Origin of the sequence: Acidocella sp. KAb 2-4 (genome assembly GCF_020567705.1) — a bacterium.
GTDB lineage: Bacteria > Pseudomonadota > Alphaproteobacteria > Acetobacterales > Acetobacteraceae > Acidocella.
In genome coordinates, this window is record NZ_JAJDJU010000017.1 from 1 (window position 1) to 12,654 (window position 12,654).

Genomic DNA, 12,654 nt, shown 5'->3' on the forward strand with positions numbered 1-12,654 from the left:
ACTCAAGCAGTTCAAGCACATCGAGGCGCCCAAGGAAATCAACCTCGCGGTGCTGCGTGCGCTGTTCGAGTTACTCGACCTGCCCTCCGGCCTGGCGCAGAAGGCCAGCCAAGGCGACACCGAACCGGTTATCGCATTGCAGGAAAAGATCAGCGCCCTGGTGCCGCGTGTGCTCAGGGCGGGCTCCGATCTCCAGCAGGGCAAGCTCGCCTTCTGGGGCCAGAACCTGCTGCGCGAGGAAGAAGCCAAGGATTGGTATGCGCGGCTTGATGTGCTCAAAAAATTCACGGAATCCCTGTCGCCTTACAACACCGTCGGTAAGCTCAAGAACCTGCGCACCACGCTCGAAGACATCGACATCCAAAAGAAGAACCTGGACGTGCTCGCCGGCGCCGAGCGCTTGTTGGAACTGGTCGGAGAATTGGGGGGTGCCGCATCTTACCTGTCGCAGGCGGAGATGATCTTGCAGCCCAACCACGACTGGGTGAAGCAGGCCCAAGCAGCGCGCAAAGCCCTGTTCGACAAGCTGGCCGAGGACCGGACGGCGGAACGTGCCGTCGCCACCCTCGGGGAAGGCCGCCAGACTCTCGCCGGGCTCAAGAAGGATTACGTCACCGCCTATATCGCCAGCCACAGCAAGGCCCGGCTCGGTGTTGCCGAAGAAAAGACACGCAATGCGCTGCGCCGCGACGACCGCTTGTTGTCGTTGCGCGTGCTAGCAGGCGTCTCTCTAATGCCCACCAGCCAGCTCACCGGCTTCGAGGACGCGCTCAACAGCCTAAAAAGCTGTTCCGCGCTGGACGAGCCGACGCTGCTCAGAACGCCGGTATGCCCCCACTGCCAATTCCGGCCGTCTGCCGAGCAACTGGAACTGCTGCCTGCCGCCAGTCGCCTGAACAAGCTGGACGACGATCTGGACCGGTTGCAAGCCAGCTGGCAACAGACATTGCTGGAGAATCTGGAAGACCCATTCACGCAAGACAGCCTAGGCCTTCTGCCGCCCGCATCGAGGGCTCTGATCGATGCCTTCCTCACCGCGCGCAAGCTGCCGGAGCCTATCACCGCCGATTTCGCCAACGCCGTACAGGAAGCACTGTCTGGGCTGGAAAAGATCACGATCAAGGCAGACGAACTGCGCCAAGCCCTACTGCAAGGAGGCTCGCCCGCCACGCCGGATGAGCTGCGCAAGCGGTTCGACGCGCTCATCAGCGAGCGGGGCAAGGGCAAGGACGCAACCAAGCTTCGGTTCGTGATCGAGTGACGCCATGACCAGAGACGACCTCGTCGCAGCGCTCCAATCCATCGAATGGAACGACATCGAATTTAAGGAAGCGACCTGGGCCGTGCCCAAGGACGCGCTTTCGACTGTCAGCGCCTTCGCCAACACGGAGGGTGGGCATCTGGTGTTCGGCGTCAAGCAGGCCAACGGCACATTTACCGTCACCGGCCTGACCGACGCCGATCAGATGCAGAACACCTTCCTCGGCCAAGTACGCGATACCAACAAGGTCAGCGTTCTCCTGCCTGTTGAGCCGAAAAAGCACGACTTGCCGGAAGGCATTGTGCTGGCGTTCTACATTCCCGAAGCCTCACGGCAGCAGAAGCCCGTCTATATCGATGGGAATCCGAAAAAAGCCTACATCCGCCGTGGCGGTCGTGACGATACCTGCACGGGCGACGAGCTGCTGCGCTATATCCGCGACGCATCGAACACCCGATACGACGCCGAAACGCTGGACGTGGATATCGGCCGTTGTTTCGATGAAGCCTCCGTGCGCTGGTATCGCGCGCGCTTTGCCGCCAGCAACCCTGGCAAAGACACCGCCACAGATGACACCAGTTTCCTGCGGACGTGGGGTTTCCTCGTCGAACATGGCGGCGTGTTGCGTCCCACCCGCGCCGCCATTCTGGTGCTGGGCAGCGGCGAATACGTCCGTCAGGTGCTGCCGCGCATGGTCACGGACGTACAACTCTATCGCAATAGCAGCACCGAATATGACTCTGCCGTCCGCTGGGCCGACCGCCTCTCCGTTGAGGACAACCTCATAAAGGCCTGGCAGGCCATCGTGGAGTTCTACTTCCGCCACAGCGAGCGCCCCTTCGCCGTGGACGCGGCCACCATGCGGCGTGACGACGATCCGCCCGACTATATCTCCTTCCGGGAAGCCGCCATCAATCTGCTGATCCACCAGGACTTCGGCGACACCACCCGCGTTCCAGTCATCCGCTTCTTTCGTGACCAGACCGAGTTCTTCAATCCTGGCGACGCCTTTGCCTCGCGCGAGCAGCTACTTGATCCGGGTGACAAGGAGGTTCGCAACCCCAGCATCGTCAACGCCTTCCGACGCATCGGTCTGTCTGATCAAGGCGGCACCGGCGTGCGCGCCATCTTCGACGGCTGGCGCAAGTTAGGCTATCTGCCACCCGAGATCGAAAACCACAGGGCCGAAAAAAGCTTCCGCCTGCGCCTGTGCAAGGTAAAGCTCATCACCGAAGCCCAGCTTCTGGCGCAGGCGAGCCTGGGCGCACGCCTGTCCGAGCACGAGGCGGCGGTGTTTGCCTTCCTTCTGCGCAGCGGCCAAGTCGATGTGGCAGACATCAAGGCGCTGACTGGTCTTACTGGTGCGCAGGCGCTGGATCTGGCTCGGCGCCTGACTGTGCAAGTGCTGACGGAACCGCTCGGCGAAGCCGCCCACGCTTGGCGGTTGGTGCCTCACTTGCGCACCCGCTTCACCGCCGAAGCGGCGGATACAACCGAAGATCAACCGACTGGTGCGGAAACGGTGGCGGCAGGCGCTACCGATCAAGTCGCCGAACAAGTTACAGCGGAACAAGCCGGACTTGCTCGGTCACTTGATCGGTTGACGGAGGTGCAGTGGCATATCGTCGATTTCGCCGATGTGCCGCGCTCGCTGGCGGAACTGATGACACACGCTGGCTATAGCCAGCGCCCGCACTTCGTGGCCGCTCACATGAAGCCGCTTCTAGCCGGCGGTGTACTGCGTCCAACAATCCCCGACAAGCCACGCTCGTCGCAGCAGCGCTATGTTCTCACGGACGCGGGCATCCAGCTCAAGCTGTTGCGCGAACAGACAGCAGCCAAGCCTGGGGACGAACATGGACATTGAAACCGCAGGTGCAATCAGGCTGTTTTTCCCCAATCCGTCGTTGACGCTGGTCTACTTCGAGGCGTTGGCGAACGCCCTGGATGCTGGCGCCACCGAGGTATCCATCGAGATTGACGTCCAGGCATTTGACAAGCCTGAGACGCTGAAAGTCACCGTCTCGGATAACGGCGATGGATTTACGGACGACAATTTTAATCGTTTCAAGAAGCTGCTTCTTCCGAGAGACAAGTTCCACAAAGGGATAGGCCGCTTAGTATTCCTGAACTATTTCAACCGCGTGGAGATCGACAGCCGCCGCGATAAGTGGCGCCGAACTTTTACTTTCAAGAACGACTTCGATGGCAATGCGCCAGTTGAGACTCTTGCCGACCAGCAGGAGGCCAAGACGACGCTTGTGTTTATCGGGTTCGCGAAAGAACGCGTCAAATCCTATGACGATTTGAAGCCCGACGCGCTCAAGCCGCTCATTATTGAGCAGTTTTTGCCTACGCTTGACGCCCGCAAGCGCGAGGCCAAGCCATTCAAAATATCGATCAATTTGAAGACAAACGAAAGCAATGCGCAGAAGGAATTTTTCACCGACAGCACCGAGATAACGGTCAATGATCTGCCGTCGATGACGACCGTAACGATCAAGGATAGCACCCTCGATGCAATATCGGCGATCGATATGCATTATCATATCGAAGCTGTTTCGGGAAAAGGCAGTTCGCTTGTCGCGTTCAGCATCGATGGGCGCACGATCGCGGCGAACCTCATTCCGCCATCATCATTTCCGCCCGGCTACCTTTGCGTTTTCCTCTTTGAGTCAGAACTTTTTCATTCGAACGCGGACAGTTCACGGCAGAAGCTCGTGCTGCCGGGGGGCATTCCCGAGACTCAGCTTTACCGTGTGCTTCGTCGGGAGCTCGGAAAGGTTCTGGCCGAAAAAATTCCGCAGATCACTGAGAAGAACCAAAAAATCAAAGAGACGTTCGAGGAGCAATTTCCTCACCTTCTCGGCTTTTTTGAGGACGACACTGTCGGTCTGATCGATCGGGACGATGCGCTGTCGATAGCCCAGCAGCGCTTTTTCAAAGAGCAGAAGGAAATCCTCCAGTGCGAAAAGCTCAGTGACGCGACCTATGAAAAATCACTGGAAATGTCATCGCGCACCCTGACTGAATATATTCTCTACCGCGATAAGATTATTACGCGAATGAAGGAAATGACCGGCGGCAACGCGGAGGCGGAGATACACAATCTGATTGTCCCACGGTTCAAGGAATATTCTCAAGGCACAATGCCATCTGAAATATACCAGAACAATGCCTGGCTACTCGACGACAAGTTTATGGTTTTCAGGACAATCCTGAGCGAAAAGAGCATGGACACCGTCATCAATGCCATACGCCTCGATGACGAGAGCGTTGGGGACACCGGCAGGCCAGATATCGCGATGATCTTCTCCGCAGACCCCTGCGACACCACACCCGTCGACGTGGTGGTGGTCGAGATCAAAAAGAAAACGGATGCCGAGAAGGACAATTTTTACGCCGTAAATCAGCTGCTCGACCGAGCAGGCAAGCTGGTTGCGCATTGCCCGAACATTCAGCGAGTCTGGTACTACGCGATCATGGACGTCAATGAGGCGACCGCATTCCGTTTAAGGCAATTCAAGTGGACGCCCTTCTTTTCGAAAGGGAAGGTTTACTATCAGGAATTCGACACACCGCATCCGGATGGGCGCATCATCCCCACGCCCACATTTGTGGTCTCCTTCGACGCAATCATTGCCGACGCTGAGGGCAGGAATCATACGTTCCTGGAGATCCTGCGGGAAGGCATGAAAAAATACGCTGACGAACATGTCGACGGCAAGCCGTCAGGCGATGAGTAGAGAAATGACAGCAGATATGAACGATCTTCTACAAAACCATCGCAGCGGAACCAGCGGTCCGGTCGAATGCCTCGGCCAGACCTTTGCGAGTGACGATGCTCGACGCGCGCATTTCTTGGCCATTTTGTCCGAGAAGCTGCAAGATCGGGCTTTTCGCGACCAGGAAGGCTTTCCGAAAGGATCGGACGCCGCCATCCTCGCTATGTCTGATCCGCCCTACTACACGGCCTGCCCAAACCCATGGTTGGCGGAGTTCGTGGAGCATTATGGCAAGCCCTACGACCCGGCGGTGAAATACAGCCGCGAGCCGCTGGCGATCGACGTGAGCGTCGGCAAGACCGATGCCATCTACAAGGCGCACAGCTACCATACCAAGGTGCCTCACCTCGCCATCGTGCCGTCGATCCTGCACTACACCCAGCCGGGCGATGTGGTGCTTGACGGCTTTTCCGGCTCAGGCATGACCGGCGTGGCCGCTCAATGGTGCGGCACGGCCGCGTCCAGCTACCGGCACGAGCTGGAAATGACTTGGAAGAAGGAAGGCCGCGCCGCGCCCAAATGGGGCGCGCGAGGTGCTGTGCTGAACGACCTGTCGCCTGCCGCTACCTTCATCGGTGCGAACTACAACACCCCCTTTGATGTCGATGCCTTCACTAAGGCGGGCAAGCAGATCCTTTCAGAGCTCGAGCACGATTGCGGCTGGATGTATGAGACAAAGCACACAGACCAAACACTTGGAATAATTGAAGAAACGGTATGGAGTGAAGTTTACTCATGCCCGGAATGCGCTGGGGAAATAAACTTCTTCGAAGTTTCTTATGATGCAGAAGCGTCAAAGGTTCGCGCAAACTCCGTCTGCCCGCATTGTGGCGCGGAACTCACAAAGAAGAAAATGGAACGCATCTACATAAGCGTGCCAGATCGCGCAAATTCTACTATTGTTTCTCAGCCTAAAAGAGTTCCAGTCCAGATCACCTATAAAATTGGATCTCGGAAGTACACCAAAAAGCCTGACAAGGAAGATCTGGCGCTTATCCAAACGGTCTCGGAGATGGAAATTCCCGAGGAAGTGCCATCGAGCAAGATACCGCCAATGCACATGACGCATGAGAGAGCAAGGATGGATGAGGCGGGCGTAACCCACCTCAACCATTTCTATCTTCCACGTGCTGCACAATACCTAGCACGCCTGTGGCAAAAAGTAGAAAAGATGTCAGACCAGAGGCTTCGGTTGATGATGCGCTTCTGGTTCGATAGCCACGTTATTAACTTGTCGATTCAAAATCGCTATCGTCCAGAGGTATCTTTCCCATATAATCCAATGACCGGGGTTTATTATGTTCCTTCTTTGATTTCTGAGGCCTCGCCATTTACCGCCTATGCCAATCGCCTGAAGAGGCTTTCAGATACCTTTCAAGCCTTTCACCTGCGAGAGGCAAACGTCGCCCTCACAACAGGAACGGCAGCATCGTTGCCGCTTCCCGATGATTGCATCGATTACATTTTCACAGATCCTCCATTTGGCGAGAATATATACTATTCTGATCTGAACTTCCTTGTTGAATCATGGCATGGGGTGATAACCGACGCCAAGCCGGAAGCGATTATCGACAAGTTCAAGCACAAAGCGCTGCCCGAATATCAGCACCTGATGCAGAGTTGCTTCGCCGAATACCAGCGCGTGTTGAAGCCTGGACGCTGGATGACGGTAGTGTTTTCCAACAGCAAGGCGGCGGTTTGGAACGCCATTCAGGTCGCGTTGCAGCAGGCTGGCTTCGTCGTGGCCGAGGTGACGGCGCTGGACAAGGTGCAGGGCAGCTACCGGCAGGTCACGTCCACCACCGCCGTGAAGCAGGATCTGGTGATTTCCGCCTACAAGCCCAATGGCGGACTGGAAGAACGCTTCAAGAGAAGCGGTGCAACGCCGGACTCGGCATGGGATTTCGTACAAACCCACCTTCGCCATCTCTCCGTCACCAAGGTAAAAGACGGTGAGTTGGAGTTCATCGTCGAGCGCGACCCGCGCCGCATCTACGACCGGCTGGTGGCTTGGTTCGTGCGCCACGATGCACCGGTGCCGCTATCCAGTGACGAATTTCTCTCCGGCCTTCGCAGTCGCTTTCCTGAACGCGACGGCATGGTCTTCCTACCCGAGCAGGTGACTGAATACGACAAGAAGCGCGCACAGACCGCCCAGGCGCCGCAGATGGAACTGTTCGTCTCTGACGAGCGCAGCGCCATCGACTGGGTGGCGGACTTCCTGAAAGCCCGGCCGTCCACCTATCAGGACATCCACCCCGAGTTCATCAAGCAGCTCGGCGCGGGCTGGAAGAAGCACGAGGCGCGGCCGGAACTGTCGGCACTACTGGAAGCCAATTTCCTTCGCTTCGATGGCGCGGGCGAGGTGCCAAGCCAGATTCACCGCTATCTCTCCACCAACTACCACGATCTGCGTGGCCTGGAGAAAACCGACCCGCGCCTCAATGCCCGCGCGCAAGACCGCTGGTATGTGCCCGATCCAAACAAAGCGCAGGATCTGGATAAGAAGCGCGAAAAGGCCCTGCTCAAGGAGTTCGAGCTCTACAAGGCGTTCACTGGCCGTAAGATCAAGGAAACGCGGCTGGAGGTGCTACGCGCAGGCTTTAACGCGGCTTGGGCGGCGAAGGACTACGCCACCATCCTCGGGATCGCTCACAAGCTGCCGGAAGAGACACTGCAAGAGGATGAGCGGCTGCTCACCCTCTATGACATGGCGCTAACGCGCTCCGAAGACGGAGCATAATCCGTGATGGGAGGTGGCTTCGACATCGGCGACTGGTGCTGGCACACGCGGCAGGCTACGCCCTGCCGCGTGGTCGAGCGGCTGGCGCTGTGGGGGGAAGCGGCCTACCGCGTATGGCTACCCGCGAAAGACGCCGTGCTACGCACACGGGCGGCGGAACTGGCTGTGCTTTCCAGCGTGCGGCCTACGGTGGAGCAGATTCTGCACGCCACGGCGGCGGCAAAATTGCAGGACGCGCTCGAAGACAACCTCCTGCTGGCGCCCATCCAATCCAGCGTCATTCCGTTGCCTCACCAGCTCTACGCGCTGAATCGCGCCGTCGGGCAGGACCGCATCCGCTACCTGCTCGCCGACGAAGTGGGTCTGGGCAAGACCATCGAGGCTGGCCTCGTGCTGCGCGAACTGAAACTGCGCGGCCGCGCCAAGCGCATCCTGGTGGTCGCGCCTAAAGGGCTGGTCCGGCAATGGCAGGCGGAAATGCGCCAGCATTTCGGAGAGCCGTTCCATTTCGTCGATCCCTCAACGTTGGCCGCCTTGCGGCAGTGGCGTGGGGATAGCGAAGAAGACAATGCTTGGCGGATGCACGACCAGGTGATCTGCGCGCTGGATTCGGTGAAGCCGCTGGAATCGCGGCGCGGCTGGAGCCTGGAGCAAATCCAGACCTACAACCGCGAACGCTTCGAGGATCTGGTGTCGGCGGCTTGGGATCTGGTCATCATCGACGAGGCCCATCGCATGGGCGGCAGCACGGAACAGGTGGCGCGCTACAAGCTAGGCGCAGCGCTGGCGGAAGCCTCGCCCTATTTGCTGCTGCTCTCGGCCACGCCACACCAAGGCAAGACCGACCAGTTCATGCGCCTGATGCAGTTGCTGGACCGGGACGCCTTCCCCGACGAAGGCAGCGTCAGCCGCGAGCGCGTTCAGTCCTTCGTGATCCGTACCGAAAAGCGCGCGGCCATCAATGCCGAAGGGCAGCCCCTGTTCCGGCCCCGGCTCACACGCTTGCACCCTGTTGCATGGCAAGCGCGGCACGCGGCGCAGCAGCAATTGTACGAAGCCGTCACCGATTATGTGCGCCACGGCTACAATCAGGCTCTGGCGGCCAAGCAGCGCCATGTCGGCTTTCTGATGATCCTAATGCAGCGGCTGGTGACGTCCAGCACTGCCGCGATCCGGGCCACACTGGAAAAGCGTCAGGCCGCGCTGCACACGCCGCAGACGCAACCGCGCCTCTTCGACACTCTCAGCGCCGAAGACTGGGCCGATCTGGATGGTGAAGCGCAGGTGGACCTGGCGCTGCAAGCTAACGGTCTGGAACTGGAGAAGTCGGAAGTCGAAACGCTGCTGGCGTTGGCGCGCTCCACCGAGGCCGCCGGCACCGACGCAAAGGCCGAAAGCCTGCTGGAACTGATTTACAAGCTGCAACAGGAGGAAGGCGACCCGGCGCTGAAAGTGCTAGTGTTCACCGAGTTCGTGCCAACGCAGGCGATGCTGGCGGACTATCTGGAAAGCCGGGGCTTCACGGTGGCCACGCTCAACGGCGGCATGGACATGGAAGCCCGCACACGGACTTTGCAGACTTTCGCAGGGGACGCGCGCGTACTGATTTCCACCGACGCAGGCGGCGAAGGTCTGAACCTCCAATTCTGCCACGTCATCGTCAATTTCGACATGCCGTGGAACCCGATGCGCATCGAGCAGCGCATCGGCCGCGTGGATCGCATCGGCCAGAAGCACGTCGTTCGCGCCCTGAACTTTGTGCTGGAAGATACGGTGGAGCACCGCGTGCGGCAGGTTCTCGAGGAAAAACTCGCCGTCATCGCCGAGGAGTTCGGCGTGGACAAAGCGGCGGACGTCATGGATTCGGCCGAAGTGGAGCCGGTGTTCGACGAGTTGTTCGTCCAAAGCCTCCAGCACCCGGAAGCCATCGAGCGCGAATGCGACAGCGTGGTCTCGCAGTTGCGCGTCACGCTGGAGGAATCCAACCGGAACAGCGATCTGCTGGTGGTGCCCCACGACCTGGACGCGGAGCAGGCGCGCAAGTGGCGCGACCACCCGGCGCAATTCTGGCTGGAACGCGCCGTCGTCAACGGGCTGGCAGTACGCGGCGGATCGGCGACCCAAGATGGCAACCTCTGGCAGGTGCGCTGGGCTGATGGCGCCGAGACCCCACAGGCCTGCTTCGACGCACGCGCCGCAGGCGAAAATCCGGCGGCGGAATGGCTGACAATGGAAGACCCGCGAGCGCGGGCTATCATCAGTGACATACCGCGGTTCGTCGCAGGCCAGCCTTTGCCGGTGATCCGCGTGACAGGACTGCCTGACTCGGTCAGCGGCATCTGGTCGCTGTGGGAGATCGGACTTGCCGCGCCTGGCGCGAACCGCAAGCGTTTCCTGCCGGTCTTCATCAATGACGAAGGCCGCCCGTTCGTGCCTACCGCCAAGCGTGTTTGGGACTTGTTGCTGACCGAAGCCGTGTCCGTTTCGTCAGTGGCAGACCCGGAAGATTCGGCACGCTGGTTCGAGACGTCATTCGAGGTGGCAGGCACGCAAGGCGAAGCCTTGTTCACGGCACTGGCGGAGGAGCATCGCTCCCGTATCAAGGAAGAGCGGGATCGCGCCACCTACGCCTTCGATGCCCGCAACCAGGCGATCGGACGCATCGGCCTGCCGGCCGTGCGCCAGTTCCGTCGCCGCCGCCTGCAAACCGAGCACGAGGCACGCCTGGCCGCGCTCGACGAAATGAAGTCCAGCGTGCCGGAATTGAATGCCGTGGCCATGGTCCGGATTGACGCCAATGCCGGCAAGACCAGCGAGCGTGCCGCATGAACCAATGGCATCAGCGCATTCTTGGCTCTTTCACGGCCGATCTCTCCCGGCTGTGGGTGGCCTGCGATCCAGACGGCGTGCTGCTGGATGAAAAGCTGCTGTCTGAATTGCGCGCTCGCGGCTTCGAGGTGATGGGATACGACGACCCGTTCAGGTTCCGCGCGGAGTATGAGGAGCGGTATCGCACAGCGTGGGATGCCAACGAGCAGGCTCCATCACCGGCACTGATCGTGCATCTGCGCCACGACAACGCGAACGATTTGCCGTGGGACATCGTGCATAACGCTCGCCCGGCGGTGCGGCTGAATCTCGCCGAATTGTTCCCCAGGCTGGCCTATGGCGCCGTGCGGCAAGTGGAGCCGGAACGGCTGGGCTCACTGTTCGATGCCCACCAGACCGAGTTGCAATCGGCGCGCGGTGAAAGCGAATCGAAGGACTTCATCCTCGAACACGTCTATCAGTTGGCGCCGCGATCCATCCGCACACCCGTAGACTTCTGGCGCGAAACGCTGCGCCTGCACTTCGCCGGGCGAGCCTTGCCGGAACCGTTCGCCGAGCATGTGGCGACCATCCTCCACGGCCGAGGCTTGCTTGTCGGCCATCCGGTTTCAGAGTGGCTGTCATCCAGGAACGCGTTGCTGCGCGTGGTGCAGGATGCGTGGTATCGCAATCTCGAAAAGCTGAAGCTGGATGGCAGGCATGTGCCCGAGCTTCATGCGCCGGCTGATGGCGCAGGCGAAACCGGTACGGAAATCGAGATCCCCTTCGATCACACCGACGTACACGCAATCATCGATTCGATGTTCCTTGACGGCAGCTTGCATCCGCTGACGGTATCCACCGTACCAACCACCATGCCGGGCTGGATCAAGGCCGGTGTCGTTGCCGATAAGTCGTCACAATTCGCGCTGGCTGCAAAGAGCATCGAGGCGCTTGCCGCTGCGGTGCCGGAGGCGGATTCCTCCCACAAGCAGTGGAGCGACTTTGCCAAACGCTTTGGCGAGATGCTGAGCCGAGTTCACGATTTGCCAGGCAAGGATGCCGGTGAACGGATGACTGCCGTCAGTGCGCGCATCAAAGAGATCCAAGCACTGGCAGACGAACGATTGCAGGCATGGGTCATCGCAGGCCACTACGCCGACCTGATCCTGCAACCGTCGATCAAAGGCCCGGTGATGGTGCATCACGTTCCGCGCTTCCTGCGGCAGCGCCGCAGCGCGGGTGAAGCCAGGGTGGCGCTACTGGTGTTCGACGGATTGGCCTTCGATCAATGGGTGCGGATCAGGGAGCATCTGATCGCCGCCCAGCAGCCTTTCGCGTTCGACGAGAACACCGCCTTTGCGTGGCTGCCCACGGTAACATCGGTGTCCCGCCAGGCGCTGTTCTCCGGTTTGAGACCGCGTGAGTTCGACGATTCGATAGACCACACCAACAAGGAAGAAACCTTGTGGAAGGCGTTCTGGCAAAACGAAGGCGGTATCGCGTCCGGCGAGGTGATGTACCGGCGCGCGCTGCATCAGGTCGAGCAACTGGATGCCCTGGAAGCCGACATTGCGAGTCGCAAGCCCACAGTCCTGGGGCTTGTGATCGATGAGGTGGATGAACGGCTACACAAAGAGCGGTCCAAGGAAGATGTAGCACTGTGGATCGGGCGCTGGCTAGGCTCCGGCTTTGTTGAGCGCCTGTTTGCCTTCCTGCTAAGCGAAGGTTTCAGCATCTACGTCACCGCGGATCACGGCAATGTCGATGCTGTCGGCATAGGCCGGCCCAATCAGGGAGTGATCGCGGAAACACGTGGCGAGCGCGTGCGGGTTTATCGTAGCGACCCGTTGCGCGCCGAGTCCGCGGTCGCCTATCCGGGCACGGCGGCGCTGGACATCGCAGGGTTGCCAGCGAACTTCAAACCTCTCTTCGCTGGCGGGCGCACTGCCTTCGTTCCGAACGGTGATCAGGTGGTCGTCCACGGCGGCGTGTCGGTCGAGGAACTCGTCGTCCCCTTCGTGAGGGTCTCAGATGTGAATGGAGCTGGGTGAGCT

At 59.7% G+C, this 12,654-nt stretch carries 6 protein-coding genes; all 6 read left to right on the forward strand.

Going from position 1 to position 12,654, the window contains the following annotated elements:
* Positions 1-1,261 (forward strand): DUF6079 family protein (locus LI953_RS11300; protein ID WP_227076189.1); only part of this gene is annotated, 1,261 nt, incomplete at its 5' end.
* Between the two features lie 4 nt (positions 1,262-1,265).
* Positions 1,266-3,128: an RNA-binding domain-containing protein gene (locus tag LI953_RS11305; RefSeq protein ID WP_227076190.1), complete on the forward strand. Its 1,863-nt coding sequence runs from the start codon at positions 1,266-1,268 to the stop codon at positions 3,126-3,128.
* Positions 3,118-5,007 (forward strand): ATP-binding protein, encoded by a 1,890-nt coding sequence (locus LI953_RS11310; RefSeq protein ID WP_227076191.1) that lies wholly within the window; start codon positions 3,118-3,120, stop codon positions 5,005-5,007. The genes LI953_RS11305 and LI953_RS11310 overlap by 11 nt, the downstream gene beginning before the upstream one ends.
* Positions 4,976-7,789: a DNA methyltransferase gene (locus LI953_RS11315; protein ID WP_227076192.1), complete on the forward strand. Its 2,814-nt coding sequence runs from the start codon at positions 4,976-4,978 to the stop codon at positions 7,787-7,789. Before LI953_RS11310 ends, LI953_RS11315 begins: the two co-directional genes overlap by 32 nt.
* Before the next feature lie 6 nt (positions 7,790-7,795).
* On the forward strand, positions 7,796-10,618 hold the full coding sequence (locus tag LI953_RS11320) for a helicase-related protein (protein WP_227076193.1): 2,823 nt from the start codon (positions 7,796-7,798) through the stop codon (positions 10,616-10,618).
* Positions 10,615-12,651: a BREX-3 system phosphatase PglZ gene (gene pglZ / locus LI953_RS11325; protein WP_227076194.1), complete on the forward strand. Its 2,037-nt coding sequence runs from the start codon at positions 10,615-10,617 to the stop codon at positions 12,649-12,651. Before LI953_RS11320 ends, pglZ begins: the two co-directional genes overlap by 4 nt.
* Positions 12,652-12,654 lie beyond the last annotated feature (3 nt).

Excerpts from the sequence above, each read along its gene's own strand:
- LI953_RS11305 (WP_227076190.1), top strand. The coding sequence starts at position 1,266 with ATGACCAGAGACGACCTCGTCGCAGCGCTCCAATCCATCGAATGGAAC.
- LI953_RS11320 (WP_227076193.1), top strand. The coding sequence starts at position 7,796 with ATGGGAGGTGGCTTCGACATCGGCGACTGGTGCTGGCACACGCGGCAG.
- pglZ (WP_227076194.1), top strand. The coding sequence starts at position 10,615 with ATGAACCAATGGCATCAGCGCATTCTTGGCTCTTTCACGGCCGATCTC.
- LI953_RS11310 (WP_227076191.1), top strand. The coding sequence starts at position 3,118 with ATGGACATTGAAACCGCAGGTGCAATCAGGCTGTTTTTCCCCAATCCG.
- LI953_RS11315 (WP_227076192.1), top strand. The coding sequence starts at position 4,976 with ATGTCGACGGCAAGCCGTCAGGCGATGAGTAGAGAAATGACAGCAGAT.